The 20,908-nt window shown below is 72.3% G+C and carries 20 protein-coding genes; 6 read left to right on the top strand and 14 right to left on the bottom strand.

The genetic code is table 11. The features are described from left to right. Nucleotides 1–748: 748 nt before the first annotated feature. On the bottom strand, nt 749–1,303 hold the full coding sequence (locus tag UA75_RS24325) for a DUF3000 domain-containing protein (RefSeq protein WP_075742246.1): 555 nt from the start codon (nt 1,301–1,303) through the stop codon (nt 749–751). Between the two features lie 299 nt (nt 1,304–1,602). Here UA75_RS24325 and hemE point away from each other — a divergent pair, with 299 nt between their 5' ends. From hemE to hemQ, 3 genes are read left to right on the top strand one after another with little or no spacing between them, the layout of a single operon-like run. After that, the gene (gene hemE / locus UA75_RS24320) at nt 1,603–2,724 is read left to right on the top strand and encodes a uroporphyrinogen decarboxylase (protein WP_075744153.1); all 1,122 of its coding nucleotides are present in this window, start codon (nt 1,603–1,605) and stop codon (nt 2,722–2,724) included. Next, the gene (gene hemG, locus UA75_RS24315) at nt 2,721–4,190 is read left to right on the top strand and encodes a protoporphyrinogen oxidase (protein WP_075742245.1); all 1,470 of its coding nucleotides are present in this window, start codon (nt 2,721–2,723) and stop codon (nt 4,188–4,190) included. Before hemE ends, hemG begins: the two co-directional genes overlap by 4 nt. A 4-nt stretch (nt 4,191–4,194) precedes the next feature. Continuing rightward, a complete protein-coding gene (gene hemQ / locus UA75_RS24310) occupies nt 4,195–4,887 on the top strand; it encodes a hydrogen peroxide-dependent heme synthase (protein WP_075742244.1) in 693 nt (230 codons plus the stop codon). Between the two features lie 108 nt (nt 4,888–4,995). Here the strand turns inward: hemQ and UA75_RS24305 are convergent, their stop codons facing one another. The 3 genes from UA75_RS24305 to UA75_RS24295 form a co-directional block, all read right to left on the bottom strand. Beyond that, nucleotides 4,996–5,523: a hypothetical protein gene (locus tag UA75_RS24305; protein WP_083690886.1), complete on the bottom strand. Its 528-nt coding sequence runs from the start codon at nt 5,521–5,523 to the stop codon at nt 4,996–4,998. A gap of 157 nt (nt 5,524–5,680) precedes the next feature. After that, the gene (msrB, locus tag UA75_RS24300) at nt 5,681–6,106 is read right to left on the bottom strand and encodes a peptide-methionine (R)-S-oxide reductase MsrB (protein WP_075742243.1); all 426 of its coding nucleotides are present in this window, start codon (nt 6,104–6,106) and stop codon (nt 5,681–5,683) included. Nucleotides 6,107–6,183: 77 nt separating this feature from the next. After that, on the bottom strand, nt 6,184–6,534 hold the full coding sequence (locus UA75_RS24295; RefSeq protein WP_232237392.1) for a hypothetical protein: 351 nt from the start codon (nt 6,532–6,534) through the stop codon (nt 6,184–6,186). 119 nt (nt 6,535–6,653) lie between these two features. Between UA75_RS24295 and ligD the strand changes: the two genes are divergently transcribed. Further along, nucleotides 6,654–7,682, top strand: coding sequence for a non-homologous end-joining DNA ligase (ligD, locus tag UA75_RS24290; protein ID WP_075742241.1), 1,029 nt, complete (start codon nt 6,654–6,656; stop codon nt 7,680–7,682). 301 nt (nt 7,683–7,983) lie between these two features. Beyond that, nucleotides 7,984–9,273, top strand: coding sequence for a histidine--tRNA ligase (hisS, locus tag UA75_RS24285; protein ID WP_075742240.1), 1,290 nt, complete (start codon nt 7,984–7,986; stop codon nt 9,271–9,273). Between the two features lie 1,218 nt (nt 9,274–10,491). Here hisS and UA75_RS24275 read toward each other — a convergent pair. The 9 genes from UA75_RS24275 to UA75_RS24235 form a co-directional block, all read right to left on the bottom strand. Then, nucleotides 10,492–12,060 (bottom strand): alpha/beta hydrolase, encoded by a 1,569-nt coding sequence (locus UA75_RS24275; RefSeq protein WP_075742238.1) that lies wholly within the window; start codon nt 12,058–12,060, stop codon nt 10,492–10,494. A gap of 393 nt (nt 12,061–12,453) precedes the next feature. After that, entirely contained in the window at nt 12,454–13,551 is a 1,098-nt protein-coding gene (locus UA75_RS24270) for an ATP-dependent DNA ligase (RefSeq protein WP_075742237.1), read from the bottom strand. Between the two features lie 77 nt (nt 13,552–13,628). Further along, a complete protein-coding gene (locus UA75_RS24265) occupies nt 13,629–14,225 on the bottom strand; it encodes a hypothetical protein (protein WP_075742236.1) in 597 nt (198 codons plus the stop codon). Next, nucleotides 14,222–14,758: a DUF6286 domain-containing protein gene (locus UA75_RS24260; protein WP_075742235.1), complete on the bottom strand. Its 537-nt coding sequence runs from the start codon at nt 14,756–14,758 to the stop codon at nt 14,222–14,224. Before UA75_RS24260 ends, UA75_RS24265 begins: the two co-directional genes overlap by 4 nt. An 84-nt stretch (nt 14,759–14,842) precedes the next feature. Further along, nucleotides 14,843–15,349: an Asp23/Gls24 family envelope stress response protein gene (locus UA75_RS24255; protein ID WP_075742234.1), complete on the bottom strand. Its 507-nt coding sequence runs from the start codon at nt 15,347–15,349 to the stop codon at nt 14,843–14,845. Beyond that, a complete protein-coding gene (locus tag UA75_RS24250; RefSeq protein ID WP_075742233.1) occupies nt 15,346–15,531 on the bottom strand; it encodes a hypothetical protein in 186 nt (61 codons plus the stop codon). Before UA75_RS24250 ends, UA75_RS24255 begins: the two co-directional genes overlap by 4 nt. 29 nt (nt 15,532–15,560) lie before the next feature. Further along, nucleotides 15,561–15,875 (bottom strand): hypothetical protein, encoded by a 315-nt coding sequence (locus UA75_RS24245; protein ID WP_075742232.1) that lies wholly within the window; start codon nt 15,873–15,875, stop codon nt 15,561–15,563. A gap of 154 nt (nt 15,876–16,029) precedes the next feature. Next, on the bottom strand, nt 16,030–16,512 hold the full coding sequence (locus UA75_RS24240; protein ID WP_083683549.1) for an Asp23/Gls24 family envelope stress response protein: 483 nt from the start codon (nt 16,510–16,512) through the stop codon (nt 16,030–16,032). A gap of 278 nt (nt 16,513–16,790) precedes the next feature. Next, entirely contained in the window at nt 16,791–17,606 is an 816-nt protein-coding gene (locus UA75_RS24235; protein WP_083683548.1) for a pyrimidine reductase family protein, read from the bottom strand. A gap of 35 nt (nt 17,607–17,641) precedes the next feature. Here UA75_RS24235 and zapE point away from each other — a divergent pair, with 35 nt between their 5' ends. Further along, on the top strand, nt 17,642–18,712 hold the full coding sequence (gene zapE / locus UA75_RS24230) for a cell division protein ZapE (RefSeq protein ID WP_075742231.1): 1,071 nt from the start codon (nt 17,642–17,644) through the stop codon (nt 18,710–18,712). A 414-nt stretch (nt 18,713–19,126) separates the two neighbouring features. On the opposite strand, the gene rocD is transcribed toward zapE, so the two are convergent. Then, complete coding sequence (rocD, locus tag UA75_RS24220) at nt 19,127–20,419, bottom strand: ornithine--oxo-acid transaminase (protein ID WP_083690884.1); 1,293 nt, start codon at nt 20,417–20,419, stop codon at nt 19,127–19,129. Between the last annotated feature and the right edge of the window lie 489 nt (nt 20,420–20,908).

The raw sequence follows: 20,908 nt of genomic DNA, 5'->3' as shown, positions 1-20,908 counted from the left end.
ACAAGCCCGTGGCTTGCTAACACCGAGCAGTGTTCATGCGACATTCAGGGTTTGGCATTGGTTCAGACCTGAGAAGAGAACGGTCCGCAGGGAGTCCTGGCGGCCACCCGATGAGCCCAGTCGGGCCTCCGCCGACCGGACCAGTGACCTCGGCGTCTGTCGTCGCAGCCCGTCCACTCGCGCCCTGTAGGAACCATCGGCAGCAGCAGGCTCCTTCGCTAGGCCGGTCGGCCGAGTGTGATGCAGCCGACTATCTGCCGCACGCAGGGCCGTCCGGGCGCCCGTGGCGGTCGGCCGACCGTCGATGACGGGGCACGGCGGGCCGAGCGGCTCTCCGCGTCGGGGCAGGGCGGCGTCCGAGGGGTCGCAGGCGGCAGGCATCGTCCACCGCTGCGGAGCCGTCGGGGCGTCCGCCGATCGGTCGCCGTCGTTGATCGGTCACTGTCGTTGATCAGCCGCCGTCGTTGATCAACCGCAGTCACTGATCACCGCAGTCGTTGATCAACGACGCCGATGGATCGCAGTCGGGAGGAGAACGGCCCGGTGCGGCAGCCCGGCCGAGCGATCAGAAGAGGCCGTCGGGATCAGGTCCGGGATCGATCCGTTCGGCCGCACCCGTCGACGTGTCGTGATTCTCGCGCGGCTGCGCCATCGCCGGTCGGGACCACCGCCATCCCGCAGATTCGACGCCCGAGCCTGCGCCGCGCGCTCGCGGATGCACCAGACGTCGAGCGATGTTCTCCGCCGCCTACCGGGGCCGGAGTTCGACCACGCCGATCGGCGGCAGACCTGCCGCACTGGCCAGCACCTCGCACAACGCCTCGCCGTGCGCGGCCAGTTCGGAGTCCGACGCCGTCCAGGACGCCCGCAGTTCCAGGTCGTGGGTGTGGGCGGGGCCGTCGATCTCGCCGAATCGCGCGGAGGACGTCACGGTGACCGTGCCGCCCAAGGTCGTCCAGCGGGCCCCGCAGCCTTCGAGCGCGTCGGTGAGCCATGACCAGCCCACCTGCGGCAGCAGCGGGTCGCTGGCGAACTCCGAGTCCAGCTCCGCCTGGAGGTACACCACCACGCGCAGCTCGCCGTTCCAGACATCGATGTTGTCGGGATCATGGAGCACCACGAGCCTGCCGGAGGCGAACTCGTTGGTGGGACCCGTCACCTCGGCACTCAACGCATAGGCCCACGGTGCGAGTCGCTGCGGCGGCCGGACCTCCTCGAAGGTCAACTCCGACCGAGGTCGGACCGACTTCAAGGTGCTCACGGCGTGCCGGAACACCTCAGGTACTGGAGTCATCCCGGTCACGAATCGCGACTGTAGAGGCAATCGGGGATGATGCGGGGTTCGCCACGCCGAAGGGACCCCGTCGATCTTCGGCGGACCGCGGCGGAACGCCCCTCGCGATCTCATCGGCATCGGGTGGCCGAGAACCGCCGGTCCGCCCCGAATCGCCCCCTGGTCACCCGAACACGGTCGGGTCCGCCCGGCGCGGGCCTGCGCGCAGGCGCGCGGGCCCGCGCGTCACGCGGGTGAGCGCCCTACCTCACATTCGGTGCCGGTCGTGCCGCACGGCCTGGACGCCTCGTGGGAAAATGGTCGGCGAGATGACGAACGCTGCGCTGGTGCCCGCTCGTAGGGACCTCTCCGATGCCCCGTTTCTGATCGCCGCACAGGGCGGTCGTCCCAGCCGTACGCCCGTGTGGTTCATGCGGCAGGCCGGTCGATCCCTGCCCGAGTACCGCAAGGTGCGCGCGGGGATCCCGATGCTTGAGGCGTGCCTGACCCCCGAGCTGGCCTGCGAGGTCACTCTTCAGCCGGTCCGCAGGCACGGCGTCGACGCCGCGATCCTGTTCAGCGACATCGTGGTGCCGTTGTTCGCCGCAGGCGTCGACCTGGACATCGTGCCAGGCACCGGCCCGGTGATCGCCGATCCGGTGCGCTCGGCCGCCGACGTCGCCGCGCTGCCGGTCTTGCAGGACGAGCAGGTGGCGCCCGTCGCCGAGGCGATCCGGCTCGTCATCGCCGAGCTGGGCAGCACGCCGCTGATCGGGTTCGCAGGCGCTCCGTTCACCGTGGCCTCGTACCTGGTGGAGGGCGGCCCGAGCCGCAACCACGAGCGGACCAAGGCGTTGATGCACGCCGAGCCCGAGACCTGGCACGCCCTGCTCGACCGGCTTGCCGACCTCACCCTGAGCTTCCTGCGCACGCAGATCGCCGCAGGCGTGGACGCCGTCCAGCTCTTCGACTCCTGGGCGGGTGCGCTGAGCGAACGCGACTACCGCGAGTTCGTCCTCCCGCACTCGGCCAAGGTGCTCGGCGGGCTGGCCGAGGCAGGCGTGCCCCGGTTCCATTTCGGCGTCGGCACGGGTGAGCTGCTGCCCGCGATGCGCGAGGCGGGTGCCGACGTGGTCGGCGTCGACTGGCGGACGCCGCTGGACGCCGCCGCGCGCAGGCTGGTCGCCGCGGCTCCCGCCGAACCCGCTCCGGTGGTGCAGGGCAACCTCGACCCGGCCGTGCTCTTCGCGGGCGTTCCCGCGATCGAGAGCGAGGTCGACCGAATCCTCGCCGAAGGACGGCGGACCGGCGGGCACGTCTTCAACCTCGGGCACGGGGTCCTGCCCGACACCGACCCGGACATGATCACCAGGGTCGTCGAGCTGGTTCATGAGCGCGGCGTCAGCTCGGTCGAGTCCGACGGGGCGGGCGTGGAAGCCGAAACTCGGTGACCAGACCGCAGCAGGTACCGCACATCGCGGTGATCGGCGGCGGGGTGTCCGGCCTCACCGCCGCCTACGAACTGCGCAGGCTGCTCGGTCGAGCCGCCAGGATCACCGTGCTGGAGCAGAGCCGTCGTCTGGGCGGCAAGCTCTCCACCGCGCAGCTCGGCGGCGGCGCCTTCGACGTCGGGGCCGAGGCCTTCCTGGTGCGCAGGCCGGAGGTTCTCGATCTCCTCGGCGACCTGGGCGCCATGAGCGAGATGGTCCACCCCACGACGGCCGGACCGACGGTCCGGGCGGGCGGCCGCACCGTGCCGATGCCGGTCGGCGGCACCGTGCAGGGCGTGCCCGGCTCGGTGGAGGCGCTGCACGGCGTGCTGTCGGAGCAGGCGCTCGCGACGGTGGCCGAGGAGCCTGCCGCCCCGCCGCTGCGGCTGGGCGGCGGTGACGTCTCGCTGGGCAGGATGCTGCGGGCGCGATTCGGTGACGAGCTGACCGACCGTCTCGTCGATCCGATGCTGGGCGGGGTCTACGCGGGCGACGCGGACCGGCTGGGCCTGCGCGCGACGATGCCTGCTCTCGCCCGCGCCATCGACGAGGGCGGCGGCTCGGTCCTGCACGCCGCCGCCACCCTGCTTCCGCCCGCCCTGCCGTCCGGCGCGGTCCGGAAGCCGGTGTTCGGCACGCTGCGCGGCGGACTGATCCGGCTGATCGACCGGTTGGCGGAGGCGGCGGGCGCGACGGTGCGACTCGGCCTGCCGGTGCACGCGCTGACCAGGGGCGACGTCGGTTGGCGGTTGGCGTTCGGCGCGGTGCCGAGCCCGGAGTTGCTCGAGGTCGACGCCGTGCTGCTCGCCGTGCCGCCGCCTGCGGCCCGGCGGCTGCTCGCGGTGACGGCCCCGGCGGCCGCCACCGCCTACAGCGCCATCGACGTCGCCTCCACCGTCGTGGTCAGCCTGGCGCTGCCGCCGAGCGTGCCGCTGCCCGACGCCAGCGGGGTCCTCATCGCCCGAGGCGAACGGCACGACGACGGGACCGACTTCACCGCGAAGGCCTTCACCTTCTCCAGCCGCAAATGGGGTCACCTCGGCGCCGACCGCGATCCCTCGGCGCCGCTGCTGGTCCGCGGTTCCATCGGCCGGTTCGGCGAGATCGAGACTATGCAGCGCGACGACGACGAATTGATCGGCGCGGTCCGGGCGGACCTCGCCGAGCTCACGGGCGCCCGTGCCGAACCGGTCGACACCCTGGTGACGCGCTGGGGCGGTGCGTTGCCGCAGTACGGCGTCGGTCACATCGACCTGGTGCGGCGGATCAGGGCCGAGGTCGCCGGGCTGGCAGGCCTCGAGGTCACCGGGGCCGCCTTCGACGGCATCGGCCTGGCCGCCTGTGTGGGGGGCGCCCGCCGGGCCGCCGCCGCGTTGGCGGCGGAGCTGACCTCCACGACGATCCTGCGCGACCCGGTGCGAGGATGAGCCCATGTCTGGCGTGAACGTGGCTGAGATCAACTCGTCCATCCGATACACCATGTGGTCGGTCTTCCGTATCGAACAGGGCGCGCTGCCCGTCGATCGGGCTGAGACGGCCCGTGAGGCGGAGGAGTACCTCGCCGGGCTCGAAGGACGGGGAGTGGTCGTCCGGGGCGTCTACGACGTCTCCGGGCTGCGGGCCGACGCCGACTTCATGATCTGGTGGCACGCCGAGGACGTCGAGGCCGTGCAGGCGGCCTACACCGGCCTGCGGCGCACGGTTCTCGGTCAGGCCAGCGAGCCGGTGTGGAGCAGCGTCGGGCTGCACCGGCCCGCCGAGTTCAACCGGTCGCACATCCCCGCGTTCCTCGCGGGGGAGGAGCCGCAGAAGTACCTGTGCGTGTACCCCTTCGTGCGGTCTTACGACTGGTACCTGCTGCCGGAGGACGAGCGGCGCACGATGCTCGCCGACCACGGCAAGGCGGCCAGGCCCTTCCCGGACGTGCGGGCCAACACCGTGTCCTCGTTCGCGCTCGGCGACTACGAGTGGCTGCTGGCCTTCGAGGCGGCCGAGCTGCACCGGATCGTCGACCTGATGCGGGAGCTGCGAGCCACCGAGGCACGTCGGCACGTCCGTGAGGAGCTGCCCTTCTACACCGGCGTCCGCGTCTCCGTCGGCGAACTGGTCGACCGGCTGCCCTGATCTGCACCACGGAGTGGTCCCGTGCGAGTGCGGCACGGGGCTGCTCCGGCGGAGCGTTGTTCGGGCGGGAATGTCTGACGGGCGCCGCGGTCCGGCGGCGCTTCGCGCTCAGACCTCGACCAGCGTGTGCTCCTCGGTGACCCGAACCCCGGCGGCCGCGCCGCCGACGCCGCATTCGGGACCATTGGGGTAGACGTCCTCGACGGTCACCGTGATCCTCTCGGTCAGGACCTCCGTGCCTGCCTGGTCGAGGAGCGTCACCGACACCTCCGCGGGCCCCGAGACCAGCTCGGGAAGCTCGACGAAGCCGTGCAGTTCGCCGTTGGGCACCGAGGAAGCCGAGCAGACGCCGTCCGCACAGCCCTGGTCGACCGTGTCCGTGCCGGGCCGCAGACCGTCGATCTCGCAGTCGTCCCCGCAGGCGGGCAGGTCGGTCTCCGTACAATCGTCGTCCTGGCAGAGCCGCACCGCCGCCGCGTCGACGTCCGGGGCGAGCTCGGCGGCGATGTCCAGGCCTAGGCCGGTGCGGGCTCCGATGGCCGTGCATTCCATCCCGATGCCCGAACCTGGCGCACCGCAGCCGGTCAGAACGATCAGGCCGAGCGCGACGAGCAGCGGCCGAGACGATCTCCTCATGGAGGTCAGACGTGGCCGCCGCGTCGATTCGTTGCATCGGGAGCGGGTTTCGACCTTCGCGCTCGCCGGTCCTGCCGTCGAGCGGGCTCGTCCGGCCGGCGGCGGCGACCTGCGCTCGACGCGGCGTCGCGCCGTCCGGCGGGGTCCTACCCGGCGACTACTCGCCCTCGGGCAGCAGCCGCATGGACACCGAGTTGATGCAATACCGCTGGTCGGTCGGGGTCTGGTAGCCCTCGCCCTCGAAGACGTGCCCGAGGTGGCTGTGGCACGTGGCGCACAGCACCTCGGTGCGGCGGGTTCCGTGGCTGAGGTCCTCCCGCAGGATCACGTGGTCGGCGTCCGAGGGGGTGTAGAACGAGGGCCAGCCGCAGTTGGACTCGAACTTCGTCTCGCTGCGGAACAGCTCCGCGCCGCAGGCACGGCAGACGTAGACGCCCCTGGTCTTGGTCTCGGTGTACTCGCCGGTCCAGGCGGGCTCGGTGCCCGCCTGTCTGAGCACCGCGTACTCGACCGGCGTGAGTTCCTCCCGCCACTCCTCGTCGGACTTCACGACCTTGGGAGTGGTGCCCCGGACTGGTTCCATGCCTACAAAATAACCCTGTCCGGCCGCGGTCGGCGCGTGACGCGGCTGCGGTGGTCGTCACCCGAGGCAGGCCGAGGTCACCCGAGGAAGACGGTGGCGGCGAGCACCAGGATGTGCCAGACGAGCAGCAGGAACGCCGTCAGGATCAGGGTGACCACGACCACCGCGACCAGCCGTCTGCCGCCGCCGACCCGATTGGCCGAGTCGGTGAACTCCCGCAGCGCCGCCAGCGAGCCCTCGATCGTCATGCTCGGCCGGTCGCGTTCCATCCGGTCGAGATGTGCGGCGAAGGCCTTCGCCTCCGGATCGTGGGGGTCGAGTCCGATCAGGTCCTCCGTGAAACGGTCCGAGGGTGTCGTCGGGCCGCCCGCGCTCATCTCGCGGCGACCGCCGTCGTCGGAGTCCCTCGGCCGACTGCTCTCACCCATGCCTCCCACGGTAGCGGTTTCGCCGCTTCCCGCCCGCCACGTGCACCGGCTCCTCCGTTCCACGGCGGGGGACGCCCGCTCCGGGCGCGCGGTGCGCACACCGCACTTACGCTGGCCGGATGGCCGATGCCGTCGAGATCGTCGTCCCAGGGCCGCAGGGGGACCGACGCGTGCGGGTGACGAACCCCGACAAGGTGTACTTCCCGGAGCCGGGGATCACCAAGCGTGAGCTGGTCGACTACTACCTGACGGTCGCCGAGCCGCTGCTGGCCGCGCTGCTGCATCGGCCGACGACCCTCAAACGGTTCCCCGACGGAGTGGAAGGGGAGCCCTTCTACGCCAAGCGCGTGCCGAAGGGCGCGCCGAGCTGGATCGAGGGCGTGGAGATCACCTTCCCCTCGGGCCGTACCGCCGTGGAGGTGTGCCCGACGGAGCCCGCCGTGCTCGCCTGGGCCGCCAACCTCGGCACCTTCGACTTCCACCCCTGGCCGGTCCGCCGCTCCGACGTGGACCGCCCGGACGAGCTGCGCATCGACCTCGATCCGCAGCCCGGCACCACCTTCGACGACGCCGTCCGGGTGGCGCTGGTACTGGCGGAGGTGCTCGCCGACGCGGGCGTCGTCGGCCATCCCAAGACCTCCGGCGGCCGGGGCGTCCACGTGCTGGCCAGGATTCGTCCCGAGCACGACTTCGTCGGAGTCCGCCGCGCGGTGATCGCCCTGGCGCGCGAGGTCACCCGGCGGATTCCGAACCTGGCCACCGTCTCCTGGTGGAAGGAGGAGCGGGGCCGCCGGGTCTTCCTCGACTTCAACCAGACGGCACGGGACCGCACGATCGCCTCGGCCTGGTCGGTGCGCGGCACCCCGCGTGCGACCGTCTCCACGCCGCTGCGCTGGGATCAGCTCGACTCGGTGCAGCCTGCCGACTTCACGCTGCGCACCGTGCCCGACTGGCTGGCCGAGCACGGCGACGCGCATGCGGACCTCGATGATCACCCGCAGGCCATCGACACCCTGCTGGAGTGGGCGGATCGTGATGCCCGAGACCACGGGCTCGGCGACCTGCCCTATCCGCCCGACCACCCCAAGATGCCGGGCGAGCCGCCCAGGGTGCAGCCGAGCCGGGAGCGTCGCCCGCCGAAGAGCTGACCCGCGCCCGAGGCCGAGCACGCGGCCGGGCCGGGCGGTCGCCGTCGTGAGCAGTCGCCCGCCTGCGGACCACGAGCGCCGCGCCGTCGGCGGCAGCCGGTGCATCGGGTCCGTCTCCCGCATCGCCTGCCCCCGCCCCGTCTCCGCCGACGGGCGGCCCGGCGGGTTCGGCAGGGTTCGGCGACCGCCGCTGCGTGCTCGCCACGGAGGGAGCGCCGACGTCAGGGCCTAGGATTCAGCGCGGTGCCCGCCCGGTGTCGCGGCAGGCGCCATGACCTGGTTCGTAGCGCAAGGATGATCGGTGAAATCTGACAACAGCCCCCCGAGGGGCACCCGTGACCTGCTTCCCGCCACCGTCGCCGATCGCGATCATGTGCTGGCGGCCATCACGGAGGTCTACCGGCATCACGGCTACCACCGCATCGAGACCCCGGCGCTGGAGGACATCGGCAGGCTCACCGGCGGGCAGGGCGGCGAGAACGAGAAGCTGATCTACCGGGTGCTGCGGCGGGGCCTCGCCGAGCCGCTCGCCGAGGGCGTCGGGCTGGCCGACCTGGTGGACCTGGGGCTGCGGTACGACCTCACCGTTCCGCTCACCCGCTTCTACGGCGCGCACCACGCCCAGCTTCCGCTGCCGTTTCGATCGTTCCAGTTCGGGCCGGTCTGGCGGGCGGAGCGGCCGCAGAAGGGCCGTTACCGGCAGTTCTACCAGTGCGACATCGACATCATCGGTGAAGAGAGCGTGCTCGCCGAGATCGAGCTGATCGAGGCGACCGTGGCGGCGCTGGACGCGATCGGCCTGGCGGGCACGACCGTCCGCATCTCCGACCGCAGGCTGCTCGCCGCCCTGGCCGAGCACGTCGGGCTGCCGCCGGAGACCTGGGACGGCTTCTTCATCACCCTCGACAAGCTCGACAAGATCGGCTGGGACGGCGTCACCGCCGAACTGGTGGAGTCCCGTGGCCTGGCGGCCGAGGCGGTCGGGGTGGTGCGCACCCAGATCGAGCGGCTGAAGTCCGTGCCCATCGACAGCGTGGTGGACACCCTGGCCGACGCCCTGCCGGCCCTGGCCGAGCAGACCCTGGCCGACCTCGGCACGACCATCGCGGGTCTGGCCCCGCTGGCCGAGTCGTCCGGCTCGACCTGGGAGTTCGACCCGACGCTGGTCCGGGGGATGGGGTACTACACCGGGCAGGTCTTCGAGATCGTGCACCCGGACAGCGCGTCGTCGCTGGCGGGCGGCGGGCGCTATGACCGGTTGATCGGACGGTCGCTCGGCCGGGAGGTGCCCGCCTGCGGCTTCTCCATCGGATTCGAACGGATCGTGGACCTGCTCGGCGGGGCCCGGCGTGGCGAGCAGGTGGCGGTGCTGCACGAGTCGGAGGTCCAGTCGGCCGAGGTGCTGGCCGTCGCGCGCGAGCTGCGGGCGGCGGGGAGACCGGCCGCTCCGGTCCGCAGGCGCGGCAAGTTCGGTGCCCAGCTCGACCGACTCACCGAATGGGGATTCACGTCGTTCGTGCACCTCGGCAGCCGTCGTGACCCCGATTCGCCGTTGGCGGAGCGGTCGCTCGGCGAACAGCAGAACCGGTAACTCGGCCCGGCCCGGCCCGCCCGATCCGCACTGTCGGGCGGGCCGGGCATGCCAGCCTTGGCGACCGGCGCGAGGCCGCCCGCTCGGCGCCCGGTCGCGTCGAGGTGGCCGGTCGCCTGTCCCGACAGTCCGGCGGAGCCGACTCGGCACGGTGCGACGCATCGAGGACAAGGCGGGTCGGGTCCGGCGGCCGCGAGTGTGGTGCCGAGCGTGGGCGGCCGCCTCGCGCTACACCTCGCCCGCACCGATCGAGCCTGCGACGACAGGTGTCGGCCCCTCCCGCCGCCCTGCCTCCTCGAACGCCGAGCCGGGTTCGCGATCATCGGCAGGCAGGCGGAGGACGCTGCTCCGGCGCGTTCTGCGGCCCGGTCGGGCCTCGTCGCTGGCCCGCGACCCTGCCTGCCGAGGCCCGCGCGCTCGGTGATCGATCCCGCCCCGCATTCACTCATACGCATAAGCTGATGGCCCGTATCGCCACCCGGTCCGGTGGATCACGCTGACGCCGAAAGGCCAGTTCAACGCGCTGATCCGACATCGTGGCCTGCTTTGCGGCTCGACCTTGCGTCCGAATGGTGAGACGGCAGGGGCGGGGCGATGTCACGGTGTGTGGCAGGTTCGACGACTCCGACGTGGCACCTCTTCAATCTGGCGGTGGTGCCGGGGCCTTCGGTGCGTACAGCAGCATCGACAGGCGTCCGGCACACCAGCGTCCCCAGGAGGTCACCATGGAGAGTGTTCGAACCCTGCCGCCCGGTCTCGATGGATGCGGATGCTGCTCCGGGTGCACCGGACCCGGCTGCGGTTGCTGCAAGGGCTGCTGACCGGCCGGCCGACTTGTCTCCGACCGCGAGCCCGCGCCAGGCCTGCTGTCGGACCCGGACGAGACGTGGCGGCGGGCGCGGCCCTTCCCGCGCTCACCGCCTGCCCCGGTTCGACGGCGGTGAGCCTCGGTTCCGGCTTCGCCGCCCGCCGGGCGGTGTCAGGGCCGAGGAGACGGATCGCTCATACCCGGCGGCCTCGTGCCGTGCGGTGGTCTCGTCCCCGCCCGCTGCGACTCCGAGGTCCCCGATCTGCTGCGCGCCGGGTCGCGGATCGAGTGCCTTCGGGGGGACACCCGAAGGGCTCGACTGGACCACGCACGATGGTCGACGCTCCTCACCCGGAGCCGGCCGCCGACCGAGGCAGGCGATGTCGTGACCCGTCGTGGGCGCCGAACCGTCACGGCGGGCAGACCACCGTGTCCGCAGGCACCTCGCCGTGCAGGAGATAGTCCTCGGCGACCCTGGTGGCACAGGTGGAGACGCCCAGTGCGCCGTGTCCCGCGCCCTGCCAGTCCACCAGTACGGAACCCGAGAGCGCCTCGGCCGCCTTCGCGCTGCCCAGCCCCGGAGTGACCGGGTCGAGCGCCGTCGCGATCAGCGGGATCGGCGGCAGGCCGTCCACGTCCGGCGACTCGGGCTCGTCGGTGGGAATCGGCCAGGAGCTGCACAGCATGAGGCGCTGCGCCGCCAGACCGCCGAAGTACGGATGGCGCTGCGTCCACTCGGAGGCCAGCTCCGCCACCCGGTTGGGCGGAATGCGGTCCCGGGTGTCGTTGCAGCCGCTGATCAGCATCGCCTCGAAGCGGGGCTGATCGCCGCCCGCCGACGTCAGGAGCGGCTCGACCAGCGCAGCCAGGTCCTGTCCTCGCCCGTCGACCGCGCCTGCGATCCGGTCGGCCAGCTCGGGCCAGCTTGCTCGGTCGGCCAGCCCGAGCAGGATCGCGTTGGTCGCCAGACCTCGGGTCAGCGGCGCTCCCTCGGTCGGCGCCGGGCTCGCGGCGAGTTCGTCGAGCAGCGCGTCGAGTGTCTGCCGAGGGTCCGGACCCAGCGCGCAGTCCGGGCCGTTCGCGCAGTCGGTCAGGAAGGCGTCCAGCGCGGACTCGGCGGATCTGGCCTGTTCCTCGGCCAGCCCGACGGCATCGAGATTCGGATCCGGCACGCCGTCGAGCACCAGCCTCCCCACCGATCCGGGGAAGCGCTGGGCGTAGGTGGTCAACGTCTGCGACCCCTCGCCCCGGCCGATGGCGTGCAGTCTCTCCAGGCCCAGCTCGCCGCGCAGCTGTTCGAGATCGCCTGCCGTGCGAAACCCGTCGAACGCCCTGGTCAGCTCATCCAGGACGAGGGTGCACTCCTTGGCCGCGTTCTCGGTGGCCGACTGGAGAGCTCGCAGCTCCTCGGTGGTGGTCGCGGCGGGGTCGTAGGACAGCACGGTCTCCCGGTCCTGCGGGCGGACGCAGCTCGTGTCGAAGGACGTCCCGGTGCCGCGCCGGTCGACGCCGATGAGCGAGAAGGTCGTCAGCATCTCCGGAGACAGGCTCTCGGCCAGCTGTGCCGCGAACAGCGTGCCTGGCACGCCTGCGGCGTCGTTGACCACGACCAGCGGCGTCGGACCCGTGCCGACCCGCAGCAGGTTCACCGGGGTCGAGCCGAGACCGGGAACCCCCGGCGCCTCCAGCGGCGCCACCAGCTGGGCGCACTGGTACTCCGCCGAGGTGCCTGCGGCGGTGCCGAGCCGGTCGACGGTCGCGGCCGTGCAGTCCGACCACGCCAGCATGCCGGCGGGCGTCTCCAGCTCGGGGACGGGCACCTGGCCGTCCGGGCCTGCGGCGTCGGGCGCGTCGTCCGAGCCCTCGATCAACAGCGGCACCGGCGGTCGCTCGGAGCCGCCCGCCGTGCAGGAGGCGGCGGTGAGGATCACGGCGAGCGCGGCGCACAGCACGGCGACCGTCCGGTCGATGCGCGGCACGGCGTCTCCTTGCTCTCGAGGCGGTCGTCAAGGTCTGGGATCTCGGCGATGTCGGGAGGTGCCCGGACCTCGCCTGACGTCGGTCGGGTGTCGTCGTCGGTCTCGGCCGGTCGCACGGGGCGGCCGGACCCTGCGGCTGCTTCAGCCTGGCTGCGGCGCCGAGCTGCGGCACTCGGCCTGCCGACACCGCTGTCTTCCGGGTCGGCTCGGCGGGCTCGGACTCGTCCGAGCCCAAGGCTACGCAGTCAGCCTGCCTGTCTCCTCGTGAGGCGCGCATAACGGCCGATGGTCATGTGATCAGCGCCGCCGTCGAGCAGCCGCACGGCGGGCCGTCGGGAGGCTGGGCAGTCGGTGACGATGCAGGCGGAGTCCGCTCCGAAGTCCGACGCAGGCTCAGGGAGAACCCGGCTGCCGGACCTCGCCCGCGAGCACTCCGGCCAAGTCGTAGCGGACGGGCTCGTCGAGCTGATCGTATCGACAGGATGCCGGATCACGATCCGGGCGCCAGCGACGAAACCGGGCCGTGTGGCGGAAGCGGGCGGGCTGGGCGCCTTCGGTGTGGTCGTAGGCAACCTCCACCACGCGCTCCGGCCGCAGGGGCACCCAGTCGGCGCTCGCCTTGCGCCAGCGGCTCTCGCCCCCGGGCACCCGTTGCCCGTCGGCGGCCTGCTCGCCGAGCCAGGGATGCTCCTCGGAGTCGGCCACGTGCAGCTCGGCCAGCTCGGCGGCCAGCGAGCGCCGGACGGCGCCGGTGAAGGCGCCGACGACGCCGACGTGATGCAGGACGTCCCGATCGTCGTACAGCCCGAGCAGCAGCGAGCCCACCGAGGTGCCCGGTTCGGTCTTGGCGTGCCAGCGCAGCCCGGCCACCACGCAGTCGGCCGTGCGCTCGTGCTTGAGCTTGATCATGGTCCGGCGGCCGGGTGTGTAGGCGCCGTCCAACAACTTGCAGACGATCCCGTCCAGGCCTGCGCCCTCGAACAGGTCGAACCAGGTCATGGCGGTGTCCGGGTCGGTCGTCGCGGGCGTGATCCGCAGTCCGGCGGGTTCTCCCCGCGATCCGAGTTCCACGAGCAGTTCGCGGCGCTCATGGAGCGGAGCGGCGAGCAGATCGCGCGAGCCGAGCGCCAGCAGATCGAAGGCCAGGAACTCGGCGGGCGTCGTCTCGGCGAGCATGCGGACCCTGCTGTCGGCGGGATGGATTCGTTCGCCGAGCGCGTCGAAGTCGAGCCTGCCGCCTCTGGCCACCACCAGTTCTCCGTCCAGGACGATCTCCTCGGGCAGGATCTCGACGAGACGCCGCATCACCTCGGGGAAGTAGCGGTTCAGCGATCGGCCGGTGCGAGACTGCAGGAGGATCTCGTCCGCCTCGCGGAACACCAGGCAGCGGAAGCCGTCCCATTTCGGCTCGAACAGCCAGTCACCGGCGGGCAGTTCGGCGGCGGGACTCGCCAGCATCGGCTGGATCGGCGACCTCAACGGCAGTGCCATCCCGACATCGTCTCCCGGCGGACGGCGCCTGGCATCTCGACTCGACGCCGTGGTCGACGACCTCGCCTCGTGCCTGGTCAGGTCACGCGGGCGACCGGTGCCGCGTCGAACTCCAGGTGGACGGCCGCAGGCAGGACGCTCACCCCCAGCGAACGGCGAGCCCGCTCGACGACGCCACGATCCAGCTCGGTCCAGACCGTCGGCAGGTCGCTGCCCTCGCGCAGCGCCAGCGTCAGGCGCAGCGTGGGACGGCGCGTGCTCCCGACGACGGCCGCGCGCGCCCGACTGACACCGGGGATCGCCTCTGCGTCGGCGCGGACGGCCTCGGCGACGGCGGAGGCGGTGATCACGAGCCGGTCCCGGCTGTCGTCGGTGAACACCAGGTCGGGATGGTGCTCGGGCCGCAGGGCGATGAAGACCGCGCCGACGCCGGTCAGCAGGAGCAGCAGTCCCAGCAGGATCGCCGCCGTCCTGGCACCGGTCGGGTGCGCGCCGAGCCAGTCGAGTGCCAGCGGATCGGCCAGCGGTCGTCGGCCCCGGAAGACGCCGAACAGCCCGCCGCCCGTGAGCAGAGCGATCAGACCGATCGCGACGCCCAGCAGTCCCGCAGTCCAGACGACGGCGCGCTCCCAGTCCGCCGACCAGGCGTCGAGCGGACCTCGTCGACGGCTCATCGGGGCTGCCGCTCGCCGCGCACGTCCACCGCGATCCGAGGCTGTTCTCGCAGCGGGAGGTCGGCGACCAGCTTGCGGGTCACGTCGAGGAGTCGGGGGCGCAGCTCGCGCGACCCCGGCCGGGAGCCGACGACCCGCACCCTGATCCGGCGGCGGTCGGCGTGCACCGCGACGTCCGCGACGTCGCCCTCGGCGCGGAGACGATGCACGATGAGCCGCGCCACCGACCGACTCGACGTGGTGACCGACACCTCCGGACGCAGATCGGCCAGCGGCAGCTCGCGTCGCCGCGCGGCGGACGCCGCCGTACACAGCAGCAGACCGGCCGTGATCGTCAGCAGTGAACCGGCCAGCACCTCCCGATCGGCCCAGTCGAGCCGGGTGCCGTGCTCGAGCCAGGTCCGCCAGGGCACAAGCAGCGGCGCGCTGCCCGGCCGCAGCCAGGACCAGCTGACCTCGACGACGAGCAGCACGCCCGCGACGGCGAGCCCCAGCCCGACGAGTGTGGCGAGCAGTCGCACGAGCAGTCGCATCGACCAGGCCTCCCAGCGTCGAGGTCTTCGGCGGTGCACGGCCTCGTCCGACGTCGGCGACGGACGGAGGCTGGGCGAGTCGGCTCAGCGCACTCGGGGGACGGTCCTGCCGCGAAGGCCGTGGACGATGATGTCGACCGAATGAACAGGGGTTCCGGTGAGTCTGCCGACCTCGGCGATCACGCGTTCTCGGATTCGCCAGGCGGTCTCGCGGATCGAGCACGGATACCGCAGCGCCAGGCTCAGTCGAACTCGAACAGCGTCGGCTGCCTCGGTGCGCGGGCCGTCGCCGCCGCGCGACGGGGCGGCGGTTCGACGTCGATCACGCCTGCCGCCGCGTCGTCCACGGGAACCGGCCGCCGGGCCGCCGTGGTGCCGGACCCGCACGCCTCGATTCCCGTGGCGGTCGGGCAGGACCTCGGGGATCTCCTCGGCGGCGTGCCTGACCAGCTTGCGGAAGACGACCGGAGCGATCGTCAGGGCACCTCGGTCGCCGGGCAGGCCCGCCGACCCAGTGTCGTCGCGGCCAGCATCCCGGTGCACGGGGTGCCGGACCGGACGCCCGTCGCCTCGGCTCGCGACGGTGCTCACCGTTCTTCGCCTCGATCCCGACCGAGCATCTCCCGGAGATCCAGCTCCCCGTCGAGGGCCCGCCCCACGAAGAGGCCGATGGCCCCGACGACGAGGCAGATCACGAATGCCGAGAAGCCGCCGAGGGAACCGGCCAGGCCGAGGACCAGGCCGGCGATCAGCCCGGTATGGGTGGTGGTCATGGGGAGCCTCCTGACGGGCGGGACCGGATTCATCGGACGCGGGACGGGCGCCGTCGCCTGCCCGCCCAGCAGCGGAGGCGACGCATCAGCCTGGTGCCGGCCGTGTCGCGCCTGCGAACGACGATGGGGGCGTCGAAGCGATCAGCGGGCGAGGGCCTGCCTGCGGGGTCGGCGCGATGACGTCCGGACGCCTCGAGGCCGAGTTCGGCCCGGCGACGGGCCTCCTGGAGGCTGCGCAGGCCCTCGGCGAATCGGTCGGGATCGCCGCCGAGGTCGGGATGGTGCTCGCGGACGAACGCGCGGAGTGCCGCCCGCTCCGCCGACGCAGGCCGCCGGGCGGTCATCGGCGGCTCCGATCGGCTCTGGGCCTCTCGGACGGCGGCGCACCACCGGGACCGTCGTCCGCTCGTCGGCGCCGGGTCGAGCCGTCCGCTCGATCCGCGCGTCGCAGGTGCGATGCCGATGGCGCTGCAGCGGGCGGCCCGGCGGACGGCCCGGTCATTCGACTCGGGGAGAGGCGGGCTCCGGCCTCTCCTCCTCGGGGAGCCGGATGTCGTTCACCGCGATGTTGACCTCGATCACGTCGAGCCCGGTCATGCGCTCGACGGCGGTCACGACATTGCGACGCACCGCCCTGGCCAGTTCGGCGATGGACATGCCGTACTCGACGATGATGTCCAGGTCGACGGCCGCCTGCCGTTCACCGACCTCGACCTGCACACCTGCGGTGGCCGAGGTGCCGCCGCCGGGAATCCGCTCGCGCAGCGCCCCGAACGCACGGGACACCCCGCCGCCCATCGCGGCCACGCCTGCGATCTCCCTGGCCGCGATGCCCGCCACCTTCTGCACCACGGCGGGGGAGATGCTGGTCTTGCCCGCCTGTCGCTCGCCGGCCGCCCAGGCATGCGTCGGCCCAGACAGCAGGCTCACATCGATCGTGCCCGGCTCGTCGTTGCGAGTCACCCCGCTGCTCGCTGCCATGGCAGTGGTCCTTTCGTCGCCCGACCGCGCCCCGGTGCCGCCTCGCCGGGGCCGGGCTGACACCGGTCTTCCACCGAGGCAGGGCGCGCATGGTCTGTCCGCCCGTGGTGCCCGCGAGGGACCAGACCTACCCGACCCCACCCCATCGGGTGGTCCCGGACTCACCCGTCCGAAGGGCGCCTGCGAAGCGGCCGGCGGTGTCCCAGGGCGAGGCCGGCTGCCCGGCATCGGCATCGGCATCGAGCCGCGCCGGGCGAGGCGATGAGCCGACGGCCGGATCAGCCCTGAGTCCGCGCGTGGCGGAGGAAAAGCTGGCCGTCGGCGTGCAGTACCGAGCGCAGGGTCATCGCGCTCGGCGGCCGGACGGTCGGCGCGGCGGCCGAGATCCGGGGCGCGGTGCCGCCCTCCAACAGCGGTGCGACGGTGAGGCACAGCTCGTCCACGACGTCGGCGGCGATCAACGAGCCGAACAGCCGAGGACCGCCCTCGCAGCAGACGCGGCGCAGGCCTCGCCCGTCCAGCTCAGCCAGCAGGGCGACAAGGTCGACGGCCTGGTCCCCGACGATCACCACGTCGGCGCCCGCGCTCGTCAGCGCGCGTCGGCGGTCCCGCCCGACGGCGTCCGTGGTGAAGACGATCGTCGGCGCGTCGACCGAGGCGTCGCCGAACAGCCCGCTCGCCGGGTCCAGATCACCGGTGGCCGTGACGACGGCGATCGGCGGGAGGGAGGTAAGCCCCAGCCTGGCGCGTCGCTCGGCCCGGCTCTCCTGCGGCCGCACCGCCCGGTACCCCTCGGCCACGGCGGTCCCGGCGCCGACCAGGATGACGTCCGAGAGGTCACGGAGCAGGGCGAGCATCCGGCGGTCGGCCGGGCTGGACAGCGAGCGGGAGCGGCCGTCGACCGCGCTGGCGGCGCCGTCGAGACTGGTGACGAAGTTGACCCGCAGCCAGGGCCGGTCCAGCGGCTCCGGATAGGCGTAGACGGCCTCGACGTCGAGTTCCGACAGTGCCCGGCCCGGCTCGGCGGCCTGGGCGGCGCCGGGCCCGACTGTGGTGCTGGGGGTCTCCGTCGTGGCGATGAAGAGGCTCTGCACGATTCCATCCTGGTGCGAGGATTAGGCTCAAGGGCATGCCCGCCACCCATCTGACCGACCGCTCCCCTGAGGTCGGACCGGACGAGCTGGTGGCGGCGATGTGTCCGCCGCCGAGATTCGACGGCGTCCGCTTCGACACCTACCTGCCCGACCCGGCGCAGCCGAGCCAGTCGGCGGCGCTGACGGCCTGCCGCGAGTTCGCAGGCCGAGTCGGTGCGGGCCGCGCGCGCCGGTCGTGGTGGCAGGCGCTCACCGGAGCCGACAGGCCACAGGCGGGCAGGCCAGGACTGTATCTCGACGGTGGTTTCGGCGTCGGCAAGACGCACCTGCTTGCGGCGATCTGGCACGAGGTGCCCGAGCCCAAGGCCTTCGGCACCTTCGTGGAGCTGACCCACCTGGTCGGAGCGCTGGGCTTCGGCGAGACGGTGCGCAGGCTCTCGGAGTACAGCCTGCTCGCGATCGACGAGTTCGAGCTGGACGATCCCGGTGACACGATGCTGGTCACCAGGTTGATCGCCGAGCTGACCTCGGGCGGGGTCTGCGTGGCGGCGACCTCCAACACGCTGCCGGACCGTCTCGGCGAGGGGCGCTTCGCCGCAGGCGACTTCCTGCGGGAGATCCACGCCATGGCGGAGCGTTTCGAGATCGTGCGGGTCGACGGCGCCGACTATCGGCACCGCGGCCTGCCCGACGCCCCGTCGCCGGTGTCTGATGCCGTGCTGCGAGAGCGGGCCGACGCCCTGGCCGGTGCGAGCATCGACGACTTCGACGAGCTGTGCACGCACCTCGGCACGCTGCACCCTTCTCGATACGGCAGGCTCGTCGACGACGTGAGCGTCGTCCACTTGCGGGGCGTGCGTCCCGCCACCGGCCAGGATGTGGCGCTGCGGCTGGTGTCCTTCGCCGACCGGCTCTACGACCGGGCGGTGCCGGTGGTGGTCTCCGGCGTGCCGGTCTCCGAGCTGTTCACCGAGGAGATGCTGCGCGGCGGCTACCGCAAGAAGTACCTGCGGGCGATCAGCAGGCTGATCGCGCTGTCTCGGGCCTCGACCGATCTGGATCAGGACGCGGCGCCCGCACTGGCCCGGCGGAGCAGGCCTGCCTGATCGGCGGATCGGCGGCCGCTGATCGGCGCGCGGCCGAGGCAGGGCGGCTCGGCTCGGCGATGCTGGTCGGGCGGGCAGCGGTCCGCCCGACTCGGCCGTCGGCGGCGGGCGGTGATCGTGACGACGGTCGTCGGAATGCGTTCTCCGGCGGGGCGGCGCTGTCGCGGTCGCGCCTCGGTGCGCAGCCGCACACCGCGACGCGCGAGCCGCCAGGTTGGCGATCAGCGCCGCCGCTGCAGCAGTCGTGGTGCGGAGGGTGTCGAACAGTCGAAGAAGGCGGCGAGCAGTCATGATTCGATGATCGAACAGGTGTTCGATCTTGGCAAGATATCGATCGAGTGGCATACCGGCTGCGCCGCAGCGCGGCAGTACTCGACCGAACCTGGCTTCGCCCGCCCGCCCCCACTCCCGCGATCAGCGCGACAGGACCTCGCCGACGGCGTCGACGCCCTCGTCCAGCTCCGACTCGGTGATGACCAGCGGCGGCGCGATCCGCAGGGTCGTGTCCTGAGTCTCCTTGCACAGCACGCCACGCTCCAGCAGCGCCGCCGTCGCCGCCCGTCCGGCGGGGCCCTCCGGGGCGATCTCCACCCCGGCCCACAGGCCTCGGCCGCGAACCGCGCTGACCCCGTGCCCGACCAGCTCGCCGAGCCGCCGATGAAGGTGCGCGCCCAACTCGCGGGACCGCTGCTGGTACTCGCCGGTGGCCAGCAGGCGGATGACCGCCCGGCCGACGGCGCAGGCCAGGGGGTTGCCGCCGAAGGTGGACCCGTGCTCGCCGGGGCGCAGGACGCCGAGGACCTCCCGGCGCCCGACCACGGCGGAGACGGGCACGATCCCGCCGCCGAGCGCCTTGCCCAGGGTGTAGAGGTCGGCGCGAACCCCGTCGGCGGAGCTGGCGAGCAGCTCGCCGGTGCGGGCGAGCCCCGACTGGATCTCGTCGGCGATCAGCAGCACGCCGTTGTCGTCGCAGATCCTGCGCAGCTCGGCCAGATAGCCCGCCGGGGGGACCACCACGCCCGCCTCGCCCTGGATCGGCTCCACCAGCACGGCGGCGGTGTGCTCGGTGATCGCCTCGGCCACTGCCTGCGCCGAGCCGTAGTCGACGACCACGAAACCCGGGGTGAACGGCCCGAAGTCGGCGCGCGCCGTCGGGTCGGTGGAGAAGGAGACGATCGTGGTGGTGCGGCCGTGGAAGTTCGACCCGGCGACGATGATCTCGGCCCGACCGTCCGGCACGCCCTTGACCTGATAAGCCCACTTGCGGGCGACCTTGACGGCCGACTCGACGGCCTCGGCGCCGGAGTTCATCGGCAGGACCAGCTCGGTCTCGGTGAGTTCGGCCAGCTCACGGCAGAACAGGCCCAGCTGATCGTGGTGGAAGGCGCGGCTCGTGAGTGTGACCCGGCCGAGCTGCTCGACCGCCGCAGCGACGAGGTCGGGGTGCTGATGGCCGAAGTTCAGCGCGGAGTAGCCGGCCAGGAGGTCGAGGTAGCGCCTGCCGTGCACGTCGGTCACCCACGCGCCCTGTGCCTCGGCGATGACCACCGGCAGCGGGTGGTAGTTGTGCGTGCTCCACTGCTCGTCGAGGGCGATGTGCTCGGCGGCGGCGAGGCCTGCCTGGGCGGTGCCCGCTGCTGCTGAGTGCGTCTCGGCGGCGCCGGTCCCGGAGGGACTGATCGCCGAGTTCTCGGTGGTGGCCGTCATGCGCCTCAGGCTAGAGGCCGCACGGGCGAATATCAGTTCGCGAATCCCGGTTGACCTGCGCGGTCTGTTGCGTATCCATCCGTTTCAGCGACGCCTTGTTGTGTGATCGGCTCGTGCGGCGATGCAGATCGCTTCGGCGAGGTCGTCCGGTCCGCGGTGGGGGTGCTGTGGTGCGCCGCAGGCGATCCTGCAGGGCAGGCGCCTGCCGAATATCGCCGTGGTCCCGTCGGCGGGTGTCGCATGAACCGCTCGGCGTTCCCGATCCGGGTCCGCCGCAATTGTCATAATCTCTTCACATTGCCAACACATGGCCCAGTCAGGTAGCCCCTCAACGGGTGAGGCCTAGCGGGGCGGTGTCACCGACTGTCGGTCGATTCGCCGCCTGATCTCTGCCTGGCCGGGTGGTCCTTGGTCCAGACGGTCAGACATGGTGTCGGAAACTTCCTCCCCGAATAGGTGCGTGGTACGTAGTGATCTCACGTATCTACT

The organism is Actinoalloteichus sp. GBA129-24 (assembly GCF_001941645.1).
In the GTDB taxonomy this organism is placed as follows: domain Bacteria; phylum Actinomycetota; class Actinomycetes; order Mycobacteriales; family Pseudonocardiaceae; genus Actinoalloteichus_A; species Actinoalloteichus_A fjordicus.
The sequence above is the reverse complement of the archived record's forward strand: the minus strand, read 5'-3'. Positions and strand labels throughout refer to the sequence as shown.

What these genes read in the sequence shown, in the direction of transcription:
- hemE (WP_075744153.1), top strand. Translation starts at nt 1,603, where the DNA reads ATGACGAACGCTGCGCTGGTGCCCGCTCGTAGGGACCTCTCCGATGCC.
- hemQ (WP_075742244.1), top strand. Translation starts at nt 4,195, where the DNA reads ATGTCTGGCGTGAACGTGGCTGAGATCAACTCGTCCATCCGATACACC.
- UA75_RS24305 (WP_083690886.1), bottom strand. Translation starts at nt 5,523, where the DNA reads ATGAGGAGATCGTCTCGGCCGCTGCTCGTCGCGCTCGGCCTGATCGTT.
- msrB (WP_075742243.1), bottom strand. Translation starts at nt 6,106, where the DNA reads ATGGAACCAGTCCGGGGCACCACTCCCAAGGTCGTGAAGTCCGACGAG.
- UA75_RS24295 (WP_232237392.1), bottom strand. Translation starts at nt 6,534, where the DNA reads ATGGGTGAGAGCAGTCGGCCGAGGGACTCCGACGACGGCGGTCGCCGC.
- ligD (WP_075742241.1), top strand. Translation starts at nt 6,654, where the DNA reads ATGGCCGATGCCGTCGAGATCGTCGTCCCAGGGCCGCAGGGGGACCGA.
- UA75_RS24270 (WP_075742237.1), bottom strand. Translation starts at nt 13,551, where the DNA reads ATGGCACTGCCGTTGAGGTCGCCGATCCAGCCGATGCTGGCGAGTCCC.
- UA75_RS24265 (WP_075742236.1), bottom strand. Translation starts at nt 14,225, where the DNA reads ATGAGCCGTCGACGAGGTCCGCTCGACGCCTGGTCGGCGGACTGGGAG.
- UA75_RS24260 (WP_075742235.1), bottom strand. Translation starts at nt 14,758, where the DNA reads ATGCGACTGCTCGTGCGACTGCTCGCCACACTCGTCGGGCTGGGGCTC.
- UA75_RS24250 (WP_075742233.1), bottom strand. Translation starts at nt 15,531, where the DNA reads ATGACCACCACCCATACCGGGCTGATCGCCGGCCTGGTCCTCGGCCTG.
- UA75_RS24245 (WP_075742232.1), bottom strand. Translation starts at nt 15,875, where the DNA reads ATGACCGCCCGGCGGCCTGCGTCGGCGGAGCGGGCGGCACTCCGCGCG.
- UA75_RS24240 (WP_083683549.1), bottom strand. Translation starts at nt 16,512, where the DNA reads ATGGCAGCGAGCAGCGGGGTGACTCGCAACGACGAGCCGGGCACGATC.
- zapE (WP_075742231.1), top strand. Translation starts at nt 17,642, where the DNA reads ATGCCCGCCACCCATCTGACCGACCGCTCCCCTGAGGTCGGACCGGAC.
- rocD (WP_083690884.1), bottom strand. Translation starts at nt 20,419, where the DNA reads ATGACGGCCACCACCGAGAACTCGGCGATCAGTCCCTCCGGGACCGGC.